General features: G+C 42.7%; 17 protein-coding genes and 1 tRNA gene. 11 read left to right on the forward strand and 7 right to left on the reverse strand.

All coding sequences use genetic code 11. From position 1 onward, the window contains the following. Positions 1–26: 26 nt before the first annotated feature. The gene (locus tag CAL6303_RS09540) at positions 27–1,664 is read right to left on the reverse strand and encodes an ABC transporter substrate-binding protein (protein ID WP_015197643.1); all 1,638 of its coding nucleotides are present in this window, start codon (positions 1,662–1,664) and stop codon (positions 27–29) included. Positions 1,665–1,989: 325 nt separating this feature from the next. On the opposite strand from CAL6303_RS09540, the gene CAL6303_RS09545 reads away from it, so the two are divergent. From CAL6303_RS09545 to CAL6303_RS09565, 5 genes are all read left to right on the forward strand, one after another. Further along, positions 1,990–2,313 carry a hypothetical protein gene (locus tag CAL6303_RS09545; RefSeq protein ID WP_015197644.1) on the forward strand — a complete coding sequence of 108 codons (324 nt, stop codon included), beginning with the start codon at positions 1,990–1,992 and terminating at the stop codon, positions 2,311–2,313. Positions 2,314–2,721: 408 nt separating this feature from the next. Continuing rightward, entirely contained in the window at positions 2,722–4,251 is a 1,530-nt protein-coding gene (psbB, locus tag CAL6303_RS09550) for a photosystem II chlorophyll-binding protein CP47 (protein ID WP_015197645.1), read from the forward strand. Positions 4,252–4,339: 88 nt separating this feature from the next. Beyond that, positions 4,340–4,450, forward strand: a complete 111-nt coding sequence (locus tag CAL6303_RS09555) for a photosystem II reaction center protein T (protein WP_015197646.1) — start codon at positions 4,340–4,342, stop codon at positions 4,448–4,450. A gap of 302 nt (positions 4,451–4,752) precedes the next feature. Then, positions 4,753–5,823: a 30S ribosomal protein S1 gene (locus CAL6303_RS09560; protein ID WP_015197647.1), complete on the forward strand. Its 1,071-nt coding sequence runs from the start codon at positions 4,753–4,755 to the stop codon at positions 5,821–5,823. A 132-nt stretch (positions 5,824–5,955) separates the two neighbouring features. Continuing rightward, the gene (locus CAL6303_RS09565; RefSeq protein WP_015197648.1) at positions 5,956–6,684 is read left to right on the forward strand and encodes an HAD family hydrolase; all 729 of its coding nucleotides are present in this window, start codon (positions 5,956–5,958) and stop codon (positions 6,682–6,684) included. Positions 6,685–7,070: 386 nt separating this feature from the next. Here the strand turns inward: CAL6303_RS09565 and CAL6303_RS09570 are convergent, their stop codons facing one another. The 5 genes from CAL6303_RS09570 to thiO form a co-directional block, all read right to left on the reverse strand. Further along, complete coding sequence (locus CAL6303_RS09570) at positions 7,071–7,385, reverse strand: hypothetical protein (protein ID WP_015197649.1); 315 nt, start codon at positions 7,383–7,385, stop codon at positions 7,071–7,073. Between the two features lie 94 nt (positions 7,386–7,479). Beyond that, on the reverse strand, positions 7,480–8,661 hold the full coding sequence (locus tag CAL6303_RS09575) for a pyridoxal phosphate-dependent aminotransferase (protein ID WP_015197650.1): 1,182 nt from the start codon (positions 8,659–8,661) through the stop codon (positions 7,480–7,482). A gap of 14 nt (positions 8,662–8,675) precedes the next feature. Next, positions 8,676–9,206, reverse strand: a complete 531-nt coding sequence (locus CAL6303_RS09580) for a phycobiliprotein lyase (RefSeq protein WP_015197651.1) — start codon at positions 9,204–9,206, stop codon at positions 8,676–8,678. Between the two features lie 134 nt (positions 9,207–9,340). Beyond that, positions 9,341–10,021: a HEAT repeat domain-containing protein gene (locus tag CAL6303_RS09585; protein WP_015197652.1), complete on the reverse strand. Its 681-nt coding sequence runs from the start codon at positions 10,019–10,021 to the stop codon at positions 9,341–9,343. A 128-nt stretch (positions 10,022–10,149) separates the two neighbouring features. Continuing rightward, complete coding sequence (gene thiO / locus CAL6303_RS09590) at positions 10,150–12,114, reverse strand: glycine oxidase ThiO (protein ID WP_015197653.1); 1,965 nt, start codon at positions 12,112–12,114, stop codon at positions 10,150–10,152. Between the two features lie 214 nt (positions 12,115–12,328). Here thiO and CAL6303_RS09595 point away from each other — a divergent pair, with 214 nt between their 5' ends. Next, positions 12,329–13,471: a sulfate ABC transporter substrate-binding protein gene (locus CAL6303_RS09595; RefSeq protein ID WP_015197654.1), complete on the forward strand. Its 1,143-nt coding sequence runs from the start codon at positions 12,329–12,331 to the stop codon at positions 13,469–13,471. 422 nt (positions 13,472–13,893) lie between these two features. Here CAL6303_RS09595 and ruvB read toward each other — a convergent pair whose 3' ends face one another. Beyond that, positions 13,894–15,072 (reverse strand): Holliday junction branch migration DNA helicase RuvB, encoded by a 1,179-nt coding sequence (gene ruvB, locus CAL6303_RS09600; protein WP_015197655.1) that lies wholly within the window; start codon positions 15,070–15,072, stop codon positions 13,894–13,896. A 380-nt stretch (positions 15,073–15,452) separates the two neighbouring features. Here ruvB and hisF point away from each other — a divergent pair, with 380 nt between their 5' ends. The 5 genes from hisF (at position 15,453) to mfd (ending at position 23,299) form a co-directional block, all read left to right on the forward strand. Then, the gene (gene hisF, locus CAL6303_RS09605) at positions 15,453–16,241 is read left to right on the forward strand and encodes an imidazole glycerol phosphate synthase subunit HisF (RefSeq protein WP_015197656.1); all 789 of its coding nucleotides are present in this window, start codon (positions 15,453–15,455) and stop codon (positions 16,239–16,241) included. A 98-nt stretch (positions 16,242–16,339) separates the two neighbouring features. Continuing rightward, entirely contained in the window at positions 16,340–16,531 is a 192-nt protein-coding gene (locus tag CAL6303_RS09610; RefSeq protein WP_015197657.1) for a hypothetical protein, read from the forward strand. A gap of 128 nt (positions 16,532–16,659) precedes the next feature. Continuing rightward, a tRNA-Ala gene (locus tag CAL6303_RS09615) sits at positions 16,660–16,732 on the forward strand. 408 nt (positions 16,733–17,140) lie between these two features. After that, positions 17,141–19,471: an NACHT domain-containing protein gene (locus CAL6303_RS09620; RefSeq protein ID WP_015197658.1), complete on the forward strand. Its 2,331-nt coding sequence runs from the start codon at positions 17,141–17,143 to the stop codon at positions 19,469–19,471. Positions 19,472–19,768: 297 nt separating this feature from the next. Then, positions 19,769–23,299 (forward strand): transcription-repair coupling factor, encoded by a 3,531-nt coding sequence (gene mfd, locus CAL6303_RS09625; RefSeq protein WP_015197659.1) that lies wholly within the window; start codon positions 19,769–19,771, stop codon positions 23,297–23,299. Positions 23,300–23,749: the final 450 nt, after the last annotated feature.

Consider the following 23,749-nt stretch of genomic DNA (forward strand, 5'->3'; position numbering starts at 1 on the left):
CGTCTCTACAGGGTTTGTAGAAATTTTTAACCTTTTTTAATGTCACTATAAATCAAAAGTTGACTAGCATCTTGGGCAACACCTTTGATGCCGTTTTGGGCAAAGAGGAAATCTTGACCCTGCCATAGGGGAATATATGCTACATCTTTAGCAAGGATGTCTTGGATTTCGGCAAAGATTTGTTTGCGCTTGGTGGAATCTTGTTCTTTGCGCTGTGCCTCGATTAGTTTGTTCATGCGATCGCTATAGTAAAATGATCCTTGGGAAACGCTGCCTCCTTTTTCACATCCTTTTGCATCTGTACCCTTTTCACACTGCAAAAATGGCTGAACATAATTATCAGCGTCTAAAAAGTCTGGATACCACTCAATTAAAGCAGCAGGATAAATTCCTTGGGAGATATTTTTATAAACTGTGGTGGAGTCCACACCATTGGTTTCAATTACTAACATTCCATCCATTGTTTTTTGGGCAATGGCTTTAATTACTAGCGCTGTCAAAGCTGTTTTTGGGACATTTGAACGATATACAAGTTCAATGGTTGCTGGATTTTTTTCAGAGAAACCAGCTTGCTTTAATAGCTGTTTGGCTTTTTCCGGATTGCCATCACCATATTGTTCTTTAAATACTGGTTTATACACATCAAATGTGTTAGGAATTATGCTATATAGTGGCTGTGCTTGACCATATAAAACCCTTTCCAAGGTGAGGGGACGGTTGATCATTGCCGCTAATGCTTGCCGAACCAAAGGGTTATCTAAAGGCTTTTGATTCCGATTTACAGCCATCAAGGACACTACACTACCTTTATTTTTTAAAGCTTGCCAGTCTCCTTGTTGAGCGATTTTTTCCAAACTCTGAATTTGATCTGCATCCATTGATGAACCTGCCACATCAAGGGATTTTTTGCGAAAAGCGTTATATAAATTTACACCACTACTCAAAACTTGAATTGTTACACCTTGATTAATTGGTTTCTCACCCCAATATTTATCAAAAATGTCTAGCTGAATTTTATCACTGGCAAACTTTGTTAATTTATAGGGTCCCGTACCAACAAATATATTTGGATTAAACTTACCTTCACCAACTGTATAACTTTTGGGTGATACCGCACAAACTCCTGCAAACGCTAATAATGAAGGAAAAGCAGCAAATTGTTGTTTTAATTGAATTGTAATTTCGTAATCGCCCGTATCTTCTACTGATTTAACAATATCTCCCAGTAAAAACGCTGGTTTGCCACCATTTTGGGAAAACCTTTCCAAACTCAATTTCATCGCTTTGGCATTGAACACTTCCCCATCATGGAAAACAACACCCTGACGTAAAGGAATGGTGTAAGTTAAGCCATCAGCACTGATTGTAGGGAAAGCTGTAGCTAGTTGAGGTTTGATATTGGTGCTACCAACTTCGTAAGTATAAAGTCTATCGCTCATATTGTAAATCAAACCGAGGGATCCAGTTTCATAGGCATCAGCCGGATCTAAAGTTCGTGGTTTATTCGTCGTCCCGATAATAATCCGATTGTCTTTAGTCCCAGATAAATCACCAGGTTGTGGACTTTTAGCACAAGCAACCAAGAGTAATAAACATAGACAAAATAAACTAATAATTTGTTTAGTTCGGGCAAAAGGTTTTCCAGCAAATGGCAACCAATACATAGAATCTACTATTTTAAAGTCAATGGTGAGAGATCATACTATAAAAGCGTTAACATCATTGATTTTTTTTAATAAACGTAGCGGTTGGTTATGAAAGAAAAGTGATAAGTGTATAATAAAAGTATCAGGGTAAATATGCAGTATAAATAATTAAAAGATTATGTATGTATATTACGAAAACCCAAATGTATGTAGAGACATTCCATCAGAACATGTTCCTTGGTATCCTATTTCTTTCGATGAAAATACAGCTTCAATCGCCGTTTGTACCTGATTCACCATCACCTGTAGCGTTATTGTGAACAGCAATAGTGAGAGCAAAGCTGTGAAATATTTCTTTTTGTCTGAAGGATGGACTGTTGGTAGAGTCTGGTCATTTGATGGATTATGGCAGGTGATGGCATGGCGGCGGGAACCTAAAATTGAGCGCATGGACTTATGCCTGATTGAAGAAAGTGAAGTTTTATGGCTTTATTGTGTCGAAGATGCCATTATCACCATCGAAGTCAAGCCCAGTACCCCCGTAGCGAATCAAACAATTGGGCAGGTTACTCTCAAGCGACTAATTAGTGCTGAACAAGTTTTAGAAAGACTAGCAAATGGCGCAACCAGTTGTGCTATGGAAAACTTCCAAGCTGTAATTCAGTAACAATTCTTAACACAAAAAATCAGATTCCGAGTGCTTGGTAATTGGCTGGATGAATTAGGCGATCGCATATTCGTAAGAACGATGAAAAACGGGCATTTCAGGGATTTGGTAGGGTAAGATCCCAAGCCAGATTCAGCCACCATCCACTGCCAAATTACCAGGTTTCAGGCTCCAGAGATGCTTGCAAACGGAGCCAGCAATAGTTACACTTTTTAAAACATTCTCATTTTTGTACTGGCAAATTTCATCTCTTGGGAGTACATCTCCTCAGAGGTTGTAAACACTGCCAGTTAACCACAATGTCCGCTCTATTTTTAAGACAACACTGTGGAAGAGCAGTAGCTCTCGTCATAAACAAATAACTGAAAATTTCTTTGTAAACAAGCTCATCTAGGAGGCGCGTAGTCAATGGGACTACCCTGGTACCGAGTACACACAGTCGTTCTGAACGACCCAGGACGGTTGATTTCCGTACACTTAATGCATACAGCCCTAGTTTCTGGCTGGGCTGGTTCGATGGCTTTATACGAACTGGCTATTTTTGACCCTAGCGATGTGGTTTTAAACCCCATGTGGCGACAAGGGATGTTCGTATTACCCTTTATGGCACGGTTGGGCGTTGTTGGCTCATGGGGCGGTTGGAATGTAGTTGGCGACCCCACCTACACCCCCGGCTTCTGGTCATTTGAAGGCGTTGCAGCTGCCCAAATTGTCCTTTCTGGATTGCTATTTTTAGCAGCAGTTTGGCACTGGGTTTACTGGGATTTGGAACTTTTCCAAGATCCACGTACAGGAGAAGCAGCCCTAGATTTACCAAAAATGTTTGGCATTCACCTGTTCCTTTCTGGCTTACTTTGCTTCGGTTTTGGTGCATTCCACCTCACCGGATTATTTGGACCAGGGATGTGGATCTCCGATGCTTACGGTATAACAGGACATATTCAGGGAGTCGCACCGGAATGGGGACCTTCTGGATTTAACCCATTTAACCCCGGTGGTGTGGTTGCTCACCACATTGCTGCTGGTGTAGTTGGGATTATCGCTGGTTTATTCCACTTGACAGTACGACCCCCCGAACGGCTTTACAAAGCCCTCCGGATGGGTAACATCGAAACCGTACTCTCTAGTAGTATCGCCGCAGTATTCTTTGCCGCTTTCATCGTCGCTGGTACCATGTGGTACGGTAGCGCAACTACCCCGATTGAATTGTTTGGACCAACCCGCTATCAGTGGGATCAAGGATACTTTAAGCAAGAAATCGAGCGCCGTGTTCAAGCTGGAATTGCCTATGGTGCTAGCCCAGAACAAGCTTGGTCACAAATACCTGAGAAACTAGCCTTCTACGACTACGTTGGTAACAGCCCTGCAAAAGGTGGTTTGTTCCGCGTTGGTCCAATGGTCAAAGGTGATGGTATTGCCCAATCTTGGCAAGGACACGGAGTATTTAAGGATGCAGATGGTAGAGAATTGACAGTACGTCGTCTACCTAACTTCTTTGAAACATTCCCAGTATTATTAACAGATGCTGATGGAGTTGTTCGTGCTGACATTCCTTTCCGTCGTGCGGAATCCAGAAGCAGCTTTGAACAAGCTGGTATCAGTGTTAGTTTCTACGGTGGAAACTTGAATGGTAAAACCTTCACAGACCCCGCAGACGTGAAGAAATACGCTCGTAAAGCTCAAGGTGGCGAAATCTTTGAATTCGACCGGGAAACCTTGAATTCTGACGGTGTATTCCGCACCAGTCCTCGTGGTTGGTTTACCTTCGGACATGCAGTCTTTGCACTTTTATTCTTCTTTGGTCACATTTGGCACGGCGCTCGGACAATTTACCGAGATGTATTTGCTGGTGTAGAAGCCGATATGGAAGAACAAGTAGAATGGGGACGCTTCCAAAAAGTGGGAGACAGATCCACTCGTCGGAAGGAAGCTGTATAGCACCTTTCGTGACGAATTTATTTAAAGAATGGTCACAAGACCATTCTTTCGTAGTTTTATTAGCAAAAACAGCAGGAAACTTTTAAGTATGGAAAGCATTGCTTATATTCTAGTTTTCACTCTGGCTCTGGGAACAATCTTTTTTGCGATCGCATTCCGCGAACCACCCCGGATTCAAACTAAGAAAGAAGAAAAATAGATCACTCCCTACTTCCCAATAGAAATAGTGATATCACACTCCAAACAACCCGTTGCTCTAAATCTTGACAGAACAGAGCAACGGTTGTTTTTTGGTACCACATTGGTATTAAAATTTAATCTCACTACCAAAACTAAAAATCTGATATGATTAAGTATTTGGAAGTTGATTCAAGTTAGAATCATATTTTCCAGGCTAGGATGAACAAAGATGCAGGTGGAGACAGCCAAATGGGCAGAACTTGCATGTACATCGCTAGGAGGTATTAACATTACGGAGACGAAAACCGGGAAACAATTAGCATGGTCAATCAGAAATCAACCGCAACAGCTGAAATTGGATTTACTCACGAAGATTTTGCCGCATTATTAGACAAATACGATTACCATTTTAGTCCTGGGGACATTGTACCCGGAACAGTTTTCAGTATTGAGCCACGCGGCGCTCTGATTGACATAGGTGCTAAAACAGCAGCATATATACCTATTCAAGAAATGTCTATCAACCGGGTTGATGCCCCGGAAGAAGTCTTACAATCAAACGAAACACGAGAATTTTTCATCCTCACCGATGAAAACGAAGATGGACAGCTAACACTTTCCATCCGGAGAATTGAATATATGCGTGCTTGGGAACGGGTACGTCAATTGCAAGCAGAAGATGCTACCGTTCGTTCTGGAGTATTCGCAACCAACCGTGGTGGTGCGCTAGTGCGGATTGAAGGATTACGTGGATTTATCCCCGGTTCTCACATCAGTACCCGTAAACCTAAAGAAGAATTAGTTGGTGAAGACTTACCACTCAAATTCCTAGAAGTAGACGAAGAACGTAACCGCTTGGTGCTTTCACATCGTCGTGCGTTGGTTGAACGGAAGATGAACCGACTGGAAGTTGGTGAAGTCGTTATTGGTACAGTACGTGGGATCAAACCATACGGTGCCTTTATTGATATCGGTGGTGTGAGTGGTTTGCTACACATCTCGGAAATTTCCCACGAACACATTGACACACCACATAGTGTGTTTAATGTCAATGATGAAGTCAAAGTCATGATTATTGACTTGGATGCCGAACGTGGTAGAATCTCCCTCTCCACTAAGCAACTTGAACCAGAACCCGGTGACATGATCAAAAACCGAGATTTGGTTTATGATAAAGCTGAAGAAATGGCAGCCAAGTATCGTGAGCAGTTGTTAGCCAAAGCACAGGGTTTACCACCAGCATCGATGGAAATCCCTACAGAGGAATTGCCAGCAGTAATTGATGAAGATATTCCTTCCGCAGTTGAGGAAGATATAGAAATTCCTGCCGCAGTTGAGGAAGAAATTCCTGCTGCAATTGAGGAAGAAGTTCCCCCAGCATTAGAAGAATAGATAATTAATAACATAAATATATATTAGGGGGAAACCCCTTTTTTTATGGAAATTAATGGTTTATTGAGAATAATTTCTTCCCGATTAAATCAGTTATCAGTTATCAGTTATCACTAAAGATTGAGTTGCAATATGGTGACGATTAAATGCGGAAATAAGACTTTTACAAATATTCAAGGGATTTTATTTGATAAAAATGGTACTTTAGAAGACTCAGAAATCTTTTTGCGATCGCTTGCTCAAAAAAGTGCCCGAATTATCGATGCTCAAATTCCCGGTGTGGGTGAACCCCTATTGATGGCATTTGGCATTAATGGTGCTTACCTAGATCCTACCGGATTAATTGCCGTAGCCAGTCGTCAGGAAACCGAAGTTGCAGCAGCAGCATACATAGCCGAAACTGGTAAAAGTTGGTTTGAATCGTTGCAAATTGCCCGTCAAGGGTTAGATGAAGCAGAAAAATATTTTCAAACTACAGCTTCTAGTTTGTTTCCTGGTGCTTTAGAAATATTAAAAAACCTCTCATCAACAGATTTAAAATTAGGCATTCTTTCAGCAGCAACAACATCAGAAGTCAATCATTTTGTCCAAACCCATCAATTACAGGATTACATCAGTTTGGAAATGGGAGTTGATGGGAATATTGGTAAACCCAATCCCAAGTTATTTATCCAAGCTTGTGAACAATTGGGAGTTGCACCCAACTCAACTTTAATGGTGGGTGATTCAATTGGGGATATGCAAATGGCAAAAAATGCCCAAGCTGCTGGGTGTATTGGTATCACCTGGGTGGGAAAACCTGATCATGTTCGGGGTGCGGATGTGGTGATTAATCAGCTTGAGGAAATCCAAATTGTTTAATTAGTACAAGAAGGCAGTAGTGAGTAGGCAGTAGGCAGTGGGGGAAAGCCTTTTATTACTGGGCTTTTCAGGGTTAAATAATGGTTTGCTTATTTACGTCGTGCTGTACTATAGGAATCCGATTTGATTATTGTTGGCGTAGCCTGTGCTTTGCATTTACAAATTTAAGTATATGTAGGGTGTGTTATGGCTTTAGTCTAACGCACCCAAATTTAGAAGACGCTGCGTTACACTTGGTGATCACACAACGCCAGTCACCTTATGTAGGGGAACCAACAGTGCTGGCTTCCCTAGGTATGTTTCATACATCAAATATAAGTCCTATATCTGACGAAAATAAGTAGAGAGGTAGCAATACTACTTCTCTACAAGGATTTGAGCTTAAACTAATTTGTTGATGGAACAACAGGTTGCTGCTGAGAAACATTACCGGGTATTGGTTCCATTTTGCCACCGGGAACCATTGGTGACACTTCAATATGATTAATTAGGGTGGTGACAAAAGCAAATAGTAAAAATGGCAGCGAAAGGACAACAACAAGTCCCACGGTAGCTAATGCATAAACAGGTCTACGGGCACCCATGAGCGCCAATGCAGCAGCTAAACTAATAGTAACAGTAATTAACCATACAATAATTTGACCGTAAATATCCCCAAAAGTCAGGGTACAGACGAATCGATATTTTTGAATATTATTCATAAGATATACATCAAATATTTCCTTACTCCTACATTAATTCTAGGTTGGGAATTTAGACGTTTTCTAAATATTTTTGAACCTTTCGTAATATTGCTTAATGATTAATCATTATTTCTTGTAAACCCTTAACTAGTCTTTGCATACCCTGTTCTACAGTATTTTGCTGCAAAGCACCATAGGCAACACGTAGGTAACAACCATCTTTCATTCCGAAAGTTGTACCAGGAATAACGGCAATTCTGTAATCACGAATTAATCTTTCGACTAATGTCAAAGAATCCATCTGAGTATGAACTTTTAAGAAGAAGTAAAAAGCACCATTAGCAGGTGTAATTGTACATACTTCTTGCAATTGATTTAAAAAGTTAATTACCGATTTGCGAACTTGTGCGATCGCGTTAACATGATTCACTATATATTTAGGTTCAGTAGTTTCAGCTTGTAAGGCACCAAAGGCTGCATACTGAGAAATAACTGGAGGACAAATCAAGTTAGTATCTTGAACTTTTTTCACGGCTGTGAGTAAATGTTGAGGTATGACCATATACCCGATTCGCCAACTTGCAAAGCCATAAGCTTTAGAAAGACTATAGAGGGAAATTGTATGTTCTTCAGCATCAGGAAAGGAACCTGGGGAAACATGCTGAACTCCGTCGTAGGTAAAATATTCATAAGCTTCATCGCTAATATGGTAAATACCTCTTTCCCGACAAATTTGATTAACTTCTCGCAAAACCGCTTCTGGATAAATTACACCAGTGGGGTTATTGGGTGAAATTGTGACAATAGCGCGAGTTTTGGGGGTAATTGCCGCTAAAATTGCATCTATACGCAGTTGGTAGTTTTCATCTGTATTCACCAAGACAGCGCGGCAACCTAGCATTTCAATCGCCATTTCGTGATTAAAATAGTAAGGAGTATTTAAAATAATTTCATCGCCAATCGAAGTAATTGCCAATACAGCATTCATAAATGCCATATTGCTACCAGCTGTCACAACTACACAATTACGATCATTAATCTTGATGTGATTAAATATTTCAAGTTTTTGGGAAATAGCTTTGATTAAAGTCGGAATTCCCTCCACTGCTTGATATAAGTTATTCCCAGAATCTGCCAAAAAGTTAGATAAAAATTCAGTTGCAGATTTGGGTGGTGGATAGGAAACAACACCCTGCCCTAAAGAAATTGTTCCTGGATGCTGACGAATGAGTTCTCCAACTACAGGAATTATTGGTGACTGTACAGCTTGCATCCGAGAAACAAAATTGTTCATTGAATTGAATATTCCTAAGAATTAGCTTTAGCTGCTACACCCATCCGAATTTCTGTAGTAAAAGCAGTTGTACTTAAACCATTTGCTTGTTTAACCGTACTAACACGCATTCTCAGATTTTCGCTTGCAAACCAAATACGTTCTTCTGAAGTTATATTTCCAGCTTCTATATCCAAAGTTAGGGATTCATCAGCACCTAACTTATAATTTCCTAAGGATATTTTGTCATCGTTACTCAGTTGACGTAACAGCTTACCTTCATTGGGATTGTCATGATTAGGAACCAACACTAAAATACTAGAACCAACATTCTTTTGATTCAGTTTAGTTGTATCATTCCAGTTGACCTTGATGGCAAACAAATCAGAACTAGTAGAGGTTTCTAAATTGTGATTTAATTTAACAACTTCTGGATTATCTTTTGATAGCTGCTCAATTATAATCTCTGATTTAGCCTCCTGAGACTTGTTATTTGGCAAGTCATTACTGGTACGATGTGCAAACCATTTACCCGAACTCATCTGAAAAAATTCTTCAATATTCATCTTCGATATTTTCGATAATTTCCCTAGGAGATAGAAATAATGCCTAAATTGGTTAACACTTAATAGTTATCGACCACAGCCTTGGGTTTGCTAACATTAAATCTGATCGCCTATTGAATATTACCGATTATTTATCATCCTGTATAGCCAGAGTCGGCTAGTTGTTTGAGGGAAAGTCTGGCAGATTCGGCAACATGCTCATGAGCATCTTTTTCCAGATACTTCAGTGCTGATATACTCTTTGGTGTGGGTAAATTCCCTAACGCTTCCGCGAGTCGCTGACGTACCAACCAATCTTCTGCTTGGGCAAAGCGTAAAATTTGGTCTACGGCTGTGATATCTTTAATTTCACCAAGAGCAGCGATCGCTGCCTGCTGTACAACCACTTCTGACGCATCCAAAGCACTAATTAATACTTCATGGGCGCGAGGATCCTTGAGGTTTCCTAATGCCACAGCCGAGCTAAACCTAACTAACCAACTGGTATCTTCATAAAATGCTCGCACCAAAGTCTCAAATGCTCGAATGTCTCCGAGGTATCCTAAAGCGCCCGCTGCATCCGCACGAATACTGTAGTCAGAATCATTCGTGAGGATATTTACCAAAATTGGGTATGATTCCGAGGTTTGTTTGATGCCTAGTGCGAACACTGCCATCGCTCGGATTTGGAGCGATTCATCATCTAGAACCTTCTTAATTAAAGGAACTGCGTCTTCTGCTGGGACATCGCGCAAGTTAGCTAAAGCAACCATGCGATCGCGTAAACTCGAACTTTCTAGTTGAGTGGATATTTCGTTTAAGCTGGGAGTAGCCATCTAAATTCAACGCGCTTTCGCTACTTACTTATATATATTAAGTATTATTGCACTTTTTAATCATGTTTGGGGGTGGCAGCCCGTTTTGGGTTGGGGTCTAAATATCCGTCAGAAAACAGACTTGTTACTCATTTGATGATTCCCGTTAAAGGTGAAGACGCGATCGCATAATCCTTCCGAGGCATTCTCCCAGCTAGGTAAGCAGTACGTCCGGCGATGGCTGCCAGGTGCATTGCATATGCCATGGCTGGGGGGTTTTGAGACAATGCGATCGCGCTATTGATCAAAAGGGCATCCGCACCCATTTCCATCGCTTCAGCGGCTTCGGATGGCGCACCAATACCAGCATCAACAACTACAGGTATTTTGGCATTTTCAATAATAATTTGGATATTTGCTGTGGTTTTTAAGCCTTGTCCGGAGCCAATGGGAGCCGCCAAGGGCATCACAGTTGCACAGCCACAATCTTCTAAATGCTTTGCCAATATGGGGTCAGCGTTGATGTAGGGAAGTACAGCAAAGCCTTCTTTAACTAGTTGTTCAGCAGCTTGGAGGGTACCAATGGGATCTGGGAGTAAATACCTAGCATCAGGTATTACTTCTAACTTCACAAAATTGTTATCTTCCTGCCCCAATAACTTCGCCATTTCCCGCCCTAATCTGGCAACCCGTACCGCTTCCTCAGCCGTTTGACAGCCTGCGGTATTGGGTAACATCCAAATTTTAGACCAATCTAGAGCCTCAGCTAAACCTTCATGTCCAGGTGCGTTGGTTTGCACCCTTCTTACTGCCACAGTCACAATTTGGCAATCACTAGCGGCGACACTTTCCTGCATTTCTTCGATGCTGCGATACTTCCCGGTTCCCGTCATCAAGCGGGATTTGAAGCTTTTCCCGGCGATGACTAAGTTGGAATCGAGATTTTTAGCTGTTGGTTGGGGCTGACTAGGTGTTAAATTTTGCTGTGGGGAAGCAGCTTTGCCGTTACCATTAGTGAAATTGACAGAATTTGCAAACATGGGTGTGGAGGTAGATGGATTATGGAAGCGGGAATAATGGAAAGCTTCTAAGAGAGGATCAATTTTGTGACAAATTAAATCAGCAATTAAAACTGAAGTAATGGGTGCCAAAAGAATCCCATTTCGATGATGTCCAGTAGCAAAACTCAGATTTACACAGGGGCTGGTACCAAGGATGGGTAATTCATCCGGTGTCGTAGGACGAAATCCCCACCAAAATTCCGAGATGGGGTAATTTTCTAAATCTGGATATAACCTGATGGCACGTTGCAGCAAAGATTGGATTCCCTTCGGGGTGTTGTGGGGAGTGAAGCCAACATCTTCACTGGTGGCACCAATAATGATTCGGCGTTCGCGTCGCGGTACAATGTACACTTCTTCGCCAAATAAAACTCTGTTCAAGGGTAATGCTGGTAAAGATTCCGGGACAATCACGCTCAACATTTGTCCTTTGCGGGGTTTTACAGGAATCGGGAAAATTTCATTCCCCCAAGCACCAGATGCCAGGACATAATGTCCCCCCTGAATCATTCCCGCGTTGGTTTGAACTCCCAAAACCTGCCCTTGGTGTTGCTGGATTCCTTCCACCTTCACACCCTCTTTGATATCTACACCGAGAATATCAGCGGCACTCAACAAAGCCTGTAAAAGCAGTCGATTATCAACTTGAGCATCTTCCGGGTACCACCACCCACCAACCACCTCTGCACCCAATCCTGATTGGTATTGGTGAATGGTTTCTTTATCTAACCAGGTGTATCCCTCTACTGGTTTCCCTTGTTGATATACTGGCGTGATAATTCCCGATGCCCAATAGCCGGAATTCATGCCAGTCATCTGTTCCAACTTACTAGTCCATTCAGGATATAGATTACGCGATCGCGTACACAGTTCCCGCATACTTCCAACAGGAATTTGCTCTGCATCCGGTGCCAGCATCCCCGCAGCCGCTTGAGTTGCCGCCGCACCAACATCCCGACTGATTATACAGACATCAGCACCCCTTAGTTTCAACTCGATAGCGATCGCTAAACCCATCACGCCACCGCCAATAATCACAATGTCACTAGTCATCGGTCAACATATATCAGGAATCATCACGAAGTCAAAGTGAGCCTCGTCGTTTCACGGCAGGATCTCTTTGACCATACTACAGACAGCAAACTTACCTCACATCTACCATTCTAAATTTTTGTATTGCACTTTTCACAAGTTATGTGTAATCTATGACCATAGGATAAACTACTAAAATCCAATCGATTAGCAGTAGATTCAAGGAGAATGTGAGATGAACTTGTGGCAACGCCAAATATCTAGCTGGAAAAATAGCTGGAAACAATTAACTTTCAGCCTGAGATTTAAGTCTTTGCGAGGTTTTGTATCTTTATTTTTGATGGGGACATTTCTCAGCTTGGCTGTTGCCGCTTGTTCTGGAGGAAATAACAATGAATCCTCCACATCAAACCCAGGTGCCAGTAACGTATCTGCCAAAAGTAAAGATGTGGAAGTCACTTTAGTTTCCTTTGCCGTGACAAAACCAGCACACGCAGCCATAATTCCCAAATTTGTCCAGAAGTGGAAGCAAGAACACAATCAAAATGTCACCTTCAAAACCAGTTACGGTGGTTCAGGTTCCCAAACCAGGGCTGTAATTGATGGATTAGAGGCTGATATTGTCCACTTGGCTTTAGCATTAGATACCCAAAAAATTGAGAAAGCTGGATTAATTCAGCCCGGTTGGGAAAAGGAAGTACCCAATAATGGTACAGTTTCCAAATCTGTCGCCGCATTAGTTACCCGTCCAGGTAATCCCAAAGGAATTAAAACCTGGGAAGATTTGGGCAAAGACGGCATTAAAGTAATTACCGCAGATCCGAAAACATCAGGTGTTGCTCGCTGGAATTTCTTAGCATTATGGAATGCAGGCATCAAAAATGGTGGTGAAGCCAAGGCATTAGACTTTATAACAACTGTATACACCAAAAACGTTCCTCTTTTAACCAAAGATGCCCGTGAAGCGAGTGATGCTTTCTTCAAACAGGGACAAGGAGATGCCCTCATTAACTACGAAAATGAGGTGATCCTGGCACAACAAAAAGGCGAAAAGCTGGAATACATCATACCTGATGTGAATATATCCATCGATAACCCCATTGCAGTGGTAGATAAAAACGTAGACAAACATGGTAATCGGGAAGTTGCCGAAGCGTTTACCAAATTCCTATTTACCCCCGAAGCACAACAGGAATTCGCCAAAGTTGGCTTCCGTCCTACAAATGAAACAGTAGCCCAAACCAAAGAAGTCAAAGACAAATACCCCGCAGTCAAAACCCTGGCTACAGTTAAAGACTTTGGGGGATGGAGTGAAGTGCAGAAAAAATTCTTTGATGATGGGGCAGTATTTGATCAGATTCAATCTAAAAAAAGATAGTAACTGTACCACCTCCTAACTCGTTCCTTGTCTCCGGCAAGGAATGCATATCTGGAGGCTCCGCCTCCAGTCAAAATAAGTAAATCCTTCACTCCGCCTCGGATTGAAAATCCCAGTCTCACAGCGCAAGTCCATTGAAATGGACTAAAAACCAAAAATATTCAGTCATCTTACAACCGTAGGTCAAAATAAGAGGCGGAGCCTCAAAGTCAGGGTTCCCAGGCAGAGCCTGGAGAACCAGTTGATGACACAAAAATTGTATGAATCAAAAGCCTGAAAATTACATCAAAGTCAACAACCTAGTCATTTCCCCCTGCTCCCTGCTCCCTGCTCCCTGCCCATTTCCCCCTGCCCCTTTCCCCTTTCCCCTTTCCCCTTTCCCCTTTTCCCCTTTTCCCCTTTTCCCCCTACCCCTTATTAAACTAAAGTAGCGACATCTGTTGATTTGGCGGTTTGAATCCCAAATGTTGGTATGCAGCTTTAGTTGCCACCCTACCCCTGGGTGTACGATTAAGATAACCAATTTGCATTAAGTAAGGTTCGTAGACTTCCTCAATCGTTTGCGTATCTTCACCTGTAGCAGCTGCAATTGTTTCTAAGCCAACAGGACCACCATTAAACTGTTCAATAATCATGCTTAACATTTTGCGGTCAGTCCAATCTAAACCGCAGGGATCAACTTGAAATAGTTCTAAAGCTTCCGCAGCAATCTCTTGGTTAATTTCTCCAGTCAACTTTACCTCTGCATAGTCGCGGACACGTCTGAGTAAGCGATTGGCAATTCTTGGTGTTCCCCTAGAACGTCTGGCAATCTCGGTTGCACCATCTTGGTTAATGGGTGTTTTGAATAGTTGAGCGCTACGTAGTACTATTTGACTAAGTTCGTGGATTTCATAGAACCGTAACTTCTGTACCAAGCCGAAGCGATCGCGTAATGGAGATGTTAAGGCTCCCACTCTAGTTGTGGCTCCCACCAATGTAAACTTTGCTAGGGATAAACTCCGTGTTTTTGCTGTCGTCCCCTTCCCTACAGTTAGATCTAAACGATAGTCTTCCATCGCCGGGTATAAAATTTCCTCAGCCATCCGAGATAAACGATGGATTTCATCAATAAATAAAACATCACCGGGTTTCAATCCCACCAATAACCCCGCAATATCACGGGGACGTTCCAAGGCAGGCGCACTAGTAATCTTGTAGCTTACACCCATTTCTGCCGCTAAAATCATCGCCATGGTGGTTTTACCCAACCCAGGAGGACCATACAATAACAAATGGTCTAACACTTCCCCCCGTAATTTAGCAGCTTGAATTGCTATTTCCAAAACATCTTTCAAATCCTTTTGACCAATATAATCAGCAAAACGATGGGGACGAATCTTATCTTCTTGCTTTTCATGCTCATCAATTGCAGCTTGGGGTTTCAGCAGCTTTTCCTGGGGTGAATCTTTTGGAGATTCTGCCAACTCCTCTAAGTTTTCCCCATTACTGGAATCCGCTGGGGCTAAATTTTCCTGTGGGGGCTTTTTGGAAGATATTCGCTGTCGCTTTGGCTCTTCATTGGGATCTGGGGACTGTCGTTTTGAGGAGATTATCGCCATATTTCCACCACTAGTAAAAAAAATGTTATTCCCAGATTGGGAGTCAACTAGGAATATACTTACGCTTAGATCTATTATCCCTCGTTAGCTGCTGAATTTGACATCCTGTTTTTTGGGTTATCAAGATTAGGGGGTCTAATAGCTTGCTACTTGCAGAAGCCACTCTGTATCTACCCATAGGGTATCCCCATCTCAAAACACCCCTACTGCCTTCTTCAACTGTTTTTATAGAAAATGAACTTCTCAAACGGCTCTTCGCATTTGCTTATAGGTGTTATAGCTAATGAGTAACAGCTAATAGCTAAAATTTTTTTCCGAGATCGCGCTCTCCCATTTAGAATTTAAATTCCAGGCAATTACGAAGGAGTGTAACAATTCTCATGCTAGCTAAAAGGATTTTACCGTGCCTGGATGTCAAGGCGGGAAGGGTTGTCAAAGGTATTAACTTTGTAGACCTTAAAGATGCGGGCGATCCAGTTGAATTGGCAAAAGTTTACAATGAGGCAGGGGCAGATGAGTTAGTGTTTCTAGATATTACGGCTACTCATGAAGATCGGGGAACTATTCTTGATGTAGTTTACCGAACTGCCGAGCAGGTATTCATTCCCCTAACTGTGGGTGGTGGAGTGCAATCCTTAGAAAATGTTAAAAATCTGTTACGAGCAGGGGCAGATAAGGTTAGTATTAACTCGGCAGCAGTGCGCGACCCGGACTTGCTCAACCGAGCAAGCGATCGCTTCGGTAATCAATGCATTGTAGTTGCGATTGATGCCCGTAGACGCAAAGATCCCGATAACCCAGGTTGGGATGTTTATGTCAGAGGTGGTCGAGAAAATACTGGTTTAGATGCTCTTAAATGGGCGAAAGAAGTTGAAGAACGAGGTGCAGGGGAGTTACTTATTACAAGCATGGACGCTGACGGTACTCAAGCCGGATATGACTTGGAACTAACCCGCACTATTGCTGATTCTGTGCAAATCCCGGTAATTGCATCTGGTGGTGCCGGAACTTGCGATCACATCCACGCAGCCCTGACAGAAGGAAAAGCCGAAGCCGCATTACTCGCATCACTATTACACTACGGACAACTCAGTGTGGCACAAATCAAAAACCATTTATGCGATCGCGGTGTCCAAGTTCGGATACCTTCTCAATTTTCGGCTTCTTGATTTTCAATGCTGATTCTAACCACTATATGGTGGTTAGACACAGCTAGCAAGAATAATGTTAAGATAAATTAAGAAGAGTAAATGATTATAACAAAACTATGTTAATCCCTATTTTAGTATTTGATGTAGCACTGGTTGCTTGGTCACTACACCTGATGGAAAGGGCTGTAGAGCATAAGGAATTCTCTCTAATGTTAGCAGGAACTCTTGTGGCATTGGCAGCAGCAGCAATGTTAGTTGTGTATTTTTTGATGGGTCATTGTATGAGCTATCTTTTACATGTTTACTAAGTTTACTAATTTTTGCCCCTTGAGCCTCAAGCTCAGAGGACTTTTAAAAATATTCATATTTTTGTAATTTTTTGTATTTTATATTGACAAGCAACTCATTATTGAGAGATGATGAGGGGCGAATTTGAGGGGTTATAGCTCAGTTGGTAGAGCGCTACAATGGCATTGTAGAGGTCACCGGTTCGAGACCGGTTAGCTCCATTTATACTTATCGATTAAAGAATGTGTGCAGAGTTTGAAACTGAAGTAGTCATCATCATTAATACTAATGAAGAAGTGACATTTAAGCAAGAATTTAGCCTATGGTCTGCTTAACGCGGACGCTGCCAGAATGAAGTAGGAAATCAACGAAACTCAGGCTTGGTTCCATAGCTTTGATAAGCATTAAGCACACTTGAGTAGGATTTATGTAACGGATAGTCCTATTTGCCTTAGACTCCTTCAGAACTTACACAAGGATGAAACGCGATCGCTTATTAATTCCGATGTAAGCACTCCTTCCCCCCCAAACAAAACAAAAATTAAGTATTTATCTGGAATTTTATATTCTCTTCATGTATCTAAGATGCAGAGATTTAGTATCATTCTTGCATCCCCATCTCCGCGATTATGCTCAAACTTCGCCGCCAACCCTCGCCATACTTTCTGTTTCCCCTAACCCTATTATTGGTGTTTTTTCTCGCTTCGCCCTGGGTAACTGGGAAGGAACCACCCAAGCCAAAGCCGCAAGATTGGCAGATAAATGGAATTATTGCCGCGCTGGATGATGGTTACGACGAGGTAAAGAGACTTGGGTTTGCAAAGCTGGCTGAATATGAAGCGAAAGATTTAAAAGCTGTACTCAAGAAACCAGAAGATATTGGTCAGAAAGCTGCCAACATTCTCAAGGATGAAAAGGTTGATGCAAGCGTTCGCAGTAGTGCAGCGAGTGCGTTGGGAAAAATCAGACAACTGGAGTTAAAAGAAATTGCGATTATTCTCAATCCTATCTACGATCGCAATCAATCCCAACTCGAACAATGGCGGTTTCACACCTATTTCTTGGGTGGTGGTACAGAGGAAGTCAAAACCCTGCTGACATGGTTAGGTAAACCGGAGAGAAAATATATTCCCAAGGAACTAACGCGGGATAAAGCTATTAAAACCTTGAATACTTTCCTCAAAATCTGGGAACCAAGCAAAGATTTACCTGGATTACGGGAAGATTTAGCCGAGCAAATTTCCATTGTGGTTTCCCAAAAACAGGTGACTTGGCAACCCCAGGATATATTCCTGCTGGAAAATCTGCGAAATAACCTGAATCAAGCTGGTTACGGGAATAAAGCCTCAGCGATTGAATCGGTAATTAATAACTTGCAAATTTGGGGCAAAATCTACAGCGCTCGGAATCTCATCCTCCTCCACATTGCATTTTGGCTTACCCTCATCCTTTTCTACCCCAAATCTCCGCACATCCAAGCTATCTTCTTCTGGAATCCCTGGGTTCGTCGCATCTTGGGGATGGGTTATGTGGGTTTTCTCCTCACCTGGGTTCCCTATTTCCGCCGCAAGTTACTGGAACCGTTTAAATTTCCCCTCCTCGCGGATGCGGGGTTGGATTATTTCAATCCTGATGGTTATTTCCCCGAATCAAACATAAATACAGACCCCTCTCCAAACCTCTCCCCCACAGGGAGAGAGGCTTTAAATCTTGCTCCCCTTCCCTCTCAGGGAAGGGGTTGGGGGTTAGGTCAAAATGTGGACATACAACCAATCACCCAAATCATTCCCCAAATCAAAGGACAAATCGTCATCGAAGGTGCATCTGGTTTGGGTAAAACCATGTTTCTGCGTCACCTCCTCAACAACTCAACGCGCACCGTCGTTTACCTACCCGCGCAAAAGTGCCAAAAAGGTGTCATCGAAGCCATCCAAGCTAAACTTCACGGACAAGCACAGGATACCGACTTCCTCCGCAGCTTGATTTATAGCGGTGCAATTGACATTTGCATCGATGGTATCAATGAAGTCAACGCCGAAACCCGCGCTAAAATTTGCCAGTTCGTTGAAACCAATTTCCAGGGTAATATCATCATGACTACCCAACCCTTGGAATGGATAGCCCCAGCGACGGCAAAAACCTATTACATTCAACCGCTCACACCCAACCAAATCGAAAAATTTCTGCTTTCCCGCGTTTCCCGGTTGCCGAAAGACTCGCCAATTCAAGGAAAAGACTACGAGGAGGCTTGTAAAAAGTTTTTAAAAACTGTTTTAGATGACCCAAAAGCCAGTAATCAAACTAATAATCAACCTAATACTCAACCAAACACTTTACCTAAAAACTCGCAATCCAATGAAGAGATAATTGCCACCATTCGGATTCTTTCTAATCCGATGGATTTATCTTTAGTTTCGCTTATGTTATCACAAAACGAAGAACCAAATTTATTCAAGCTCCAACAACAGCAATATAATTTAATGTCCGCTGAATACAAGAGGGAACGGGGATATGAGTTTCCGTTGAAAAAATTCTCCCAAGCAGTGTACCAAATGCGGCTCAACGACGAAAGCGCCTTACCTGCCGATGAATTTTTCAAAGAATTGGAAAGCATGGAGGATGAAAAATACAAAATGGTAGTGAGTCGGCAGTGGATGCAGGATGATGAAGATAAAATCGGACATGAACTAAATAAGAATATGAAAGAGTGGTATTTTCGTCACGATAAAATCATGGAATTTTTCCTAGTGCAAAATTTTATTGGTGATGGTGACGAAATCGAAACCCGTTTAGTTGACTACATGGGTGATTCGCGGTTTCGGGGTGTATATTTTTTATTGGCGAATTTATTAGCTTTGGATGATGCGAAGGAATTACGGGAAAAATTGATCCAATACGCCGCAGATACTAAAGATCATACCGTCAGTGATACCTTTGTGCAGTTATTGCGTTCCCGGTAGGGGTTCTGATGGAACTAAAGTAAAGTAAATGGTACTCAGCATCGATTTAACGATTTAATAATCTAAGCGATCGCACTTGACAACTAAGACAGTCGCTACAATGCTTTCTCGAAGTCTGGCTCTTTTCCTCTTGAATAACCTTGACAGAAAGGTACCAAGAATGAGACAAATGTTTTTCCCTGAGCTATTGTCACGATCTAAAGCTTCCAAATTGCCATAAGGATTCTAAAATAATTGAGGAAGGTATGATGAAAAGTCAGCCTTTGCCGCGATGCTACCTCCACACGTCAAAAATATATGGCTTTTTCCTCGATTGTGCGTGCTTTAGGGCGCTCACCACTGACTACCGAATTGATTACAAAGTTAAATCGACAACGTGAGTTGTCCTTAAATGGATTTCCCCGTTTGCCGAAAGGTTTGGTAGCTTCGGCGTTGGCGAAGGCTGAGGGAAATAACTTATGTGTAATTTGTGCCACTTTGGAGGAGGCTGGACGGTGGACTGCTCAATTGGAAGCGATGGGTTGGAGGAGTGTGAGTTTTTACCCGACTTCCGAATCTTCCCCCTATGAAGCTTTTGATCCCGAAACAGAGATGACTTGGGGACAAATGCAGGTTTTGGCTGATTTAGTGAAGGTTGAAGAATCAACAGACAGCCGTCAAATTGCTGTGGTGGCAACTGTGGGAGCGCTACAAACCCATTTACCACCTCCGGAAGCGTTACAGCCCTTTTGTTTGACGATGAAAAACGGGATGGAGTTTGACTTAGATGAATTTGGCGATCGCATAACTAAACTAGGCTATGAAAGAGTGGCTTTGGTGGAGTCGGAGGGGCAATGGAGCCGCCGGGGGGATATTGTGGATGTGTTTCCAGTATCTTCGGAATTACCAGTACGGTTGGAGTGGTTTGGTGATGATATTGACCAAATTCGAGAGTTTGATCCAGCTACACAACGTTCTGCCCTTGACAAAGTTGCTGAGTTAGTTTTGACCCCCACCAACTACGGGGTGATTATTGGGGCGGCATTAGCAGATAATCGAGAATTTAAAAGCCTTAGCAGCAAATTACCCACCAAATCCGATTTGGATATGGAAGACACGGGAATTTTTCCCGGCAGTCGGCGGTTTTTGGGATTAGCTTACGAAAAACCCGCTTCATTATTAGATTATTTACCCAAGAATACAATTATCGCCTTTGACGAACCAGAGCAATGTCACGCCCATAGCGATCGCTGGGTGGAAAATGCCCAGGAACAGTGGGAGTTACTCAAAGATGGGGATGAGGAACATCCTGGTGTCACCTTGCCACTGATTCACCGAGAATTTAATCAATGTCTATTAGCTGCTTCCCAATTTAAGCTACTTTATTTGGCGGAAATTGCCGAAACCATCATTACGGAATCGGGAAATAATGAATCGGGACTAAATTTAGTCAGTCGTCCTTTACCCGTTACCCCGCACCAGTTTGCCAAGATAGCGGAGACGCTGCGGCAAGAACGCGATCGCAATTTCTCTGTGTGGCTGATTTCTGCTCAACCCAGTCGTTCGGTTTCCTTACTGCAAGAACACGATTGTCAGGCACAATTTATACCTAATCCTAATGATTACAACGCCATTGATAAACTGCAAATTAATCACACTCCCGTCGCCCTGAAATACTCGGGTTTAGCAGAGTTGGAAGGCTTTGTTATGCCTACCTACCGCATAGCTGTGATTACAGATCGGGAGTTCTATGGACAACATTCCCTCGCCAGTCCCAGCTACATCCGCAAGCGTCGCCAAGCCACTTCCAAGCAAGTTGATCTCAATAAGTTACGTCCGGGAGATTACGTAGTTCACCGAAACCATGGTTTAGGAAAGTTCGTCAAATTAGAAAGCTTAACTATCAGTGATGAAACCCGCGATTATTTGGTAGTTCAATATGCCGATGGGTTACTTCGGGTAGCAGCAGATCAAGTGGGGGCGCTTTCTCGGTTCCGCACCTCTGCCAATAAAAACCCCGAACTCAACAAAATGACCGGGAAGGTGTGGGAAAATACCAAAAATCGCGTCCGCAAAGCAATTAAAAAGCTGGCAGTAGATTTGTTGAAACTCTATGCTGCCAGAGCCAAACAAGAGGGTTTTGCTTTCCCCGAAGATATGCCGTGGCAACAGGAATTAGAGGATTCATTCCCTTACCAAGCCACCCCAGATCAACTTAAAGCCACGCAAGATGTGAAGCGGGATATGGAAAGCGATCGCCCAATGGATAGGTTGGTATGTGGGGATGTGGGTTTTGGTAAAACTGAGGTGGCAATTCGGGCAATTTTCAAAGCCGTCACAGCCGGGAAACAGGTGGCACTATTAGCACCCACCACCATCCTCACCCAACAGCATTACCACACTATCAAAGAGCGCTTTTCCCCCTACCCCGTCAACGTCGGTTTACTCAACCGCTTCCGCAGTCCTGCCGAACGTCGAGAAATTTTGAAACGCTTGGCAAGTGGGGATTTAGATATAGTTGTCGGCACTCACCAATTACTGAGTAAAGAAATCAGCATCAAAGAATTGGGACTTTTAGTAGTAGATGAGGAACAACGCTTTGGGGTGAACCAAAAGGAAAAAATCAAAAGCCTAAAAACCCAAGTTGACGTTCTCACCCTTTCAGCCACACCCATCCCCCGCACCCTCTACATGTCGCTTTCGGGAATTCGGGAGATGAGTTTAATTACCACCCCACCCCCATCCCGTCGCCCCATCAAAACCCACCTTGCTCCCCGAAACCCGGAAACTATCCGGGCAGCACTGCGCCAAGAATTAGACAGAGGTGGTCAGGTTTTCTATGTAGTTCCACGGGTGGAAGGCATCGAAGAGACAGCCATCAAACTACGAGAAATCGTAGGCGGAGCGAGAATAGCGATCGCGCACGGGCAAATGGACGAAAGTCAACTGGAATCCACCATGCTCACCTTCAGTAATGGGGATGCTGATATCTTAGTTTGTACCACCATCATCGAATCAGGTTTGGATATTCCCCGCGTTAACACCATCTTAATTGAAGATGCTCACCGCTTCGGTTTGGCGCAACTTTACCAACTGCGGGGACGGGTGGGACGTGCAGGAATCCAAGCACATGCCTGGTTATTTTACCCCCAACAACGCACCCTCTCGGAAGCCGCACGTCAAAGGTTACGCGCAATTCAGGAATTCACTCAACTGGGTTCCGGATATCAACTAGCGATGCGGGATGCCGAAATTCGCGGTGTTGGTAATCTCCTAGGTGCCGAACAATCAGGACAACTGGATGTCATAGGTTTCGATTTATACATGGAAATGTTAGAGGAAGCCATCCGCGAGATTCGTGGACAGGAAATACCCAAGGTTGATGACACCCAAATTGACCTGAAACTGACAGCATTTATCCCCAGCAACTACATCCCCGATGCCGATCAGAAAATGAGCGCCTACCGCGCTGTAGCCGCCGCAAAATCAGTAGATGAACTGATGCTAATTAGTCTGGAATGGAACGATAGATACGGTAAAATTCCCACACCAGCTAATCAACTTCTGCGGGTAATGGAACTTAAGCAACTCGCCAAAAAAATCGGCTTTAGCCGCATCAAACCCGAAGCAAAACAGCATGTTGCCCTAGAAACCCCAATGGAAGAACCAGCATGGAACCTCCTAGCAGCAAACCTTACTGACAACATGCGATCGCGCTTCGTCTACAGCCCTGGTAAAGTCATAGTTAGGGGTTTAGCCGTCCTCAAAGCCGATCAACAACTCAAAACCCTAATTGATGCCTTCGCTAAAATGCAAGGTGTGGTTGCCGACACAGTAGACCCTCAGTAAAAACATTTCAGTAGAACCTCTTGTTTTAACCGCACATCTTCCCTGAAAAATCACCACAAAATGATTCGGTTTTCACTAAAACAAAATCTAAATCATATTAGCTAAAATTAATCGTATAACAGGTATTTTTACTGATGAACTTAGAAATATAAATTAAGTTATAACTATTAAACAGCAAATAAACTCCTGTTAAATATAGAGCTTTATACTCGTAAGTATAAATTGAAGTATTTATGCCAGTTTAATAACTGGACACAGTATTATTTGACTTTAAAAGCTATATTATTTACTTGTTGGCTATGAACAAATATTTTGTGTTCTATCCCACAAAGTATTAGTAAAACTTAAGTGTAATATTTAGTAGCTAAGGATACATTTTTGCTGAAAATCAATGACCAAAAAGGGCAAAATTCAGAATTATTAAACCTTTCTAAAGCCGTGTACAACCTG

The sequence above is a fragment of the Calothrix sp. PCC 6303 genome, assembly GCF_000317435.1.
Classification (GTDB): domain Bacteria; phylum Cyanobacteriota; class Cyanobacteriia; order Cyanobacteriales; family Nostocaceae; genus PCC-6303.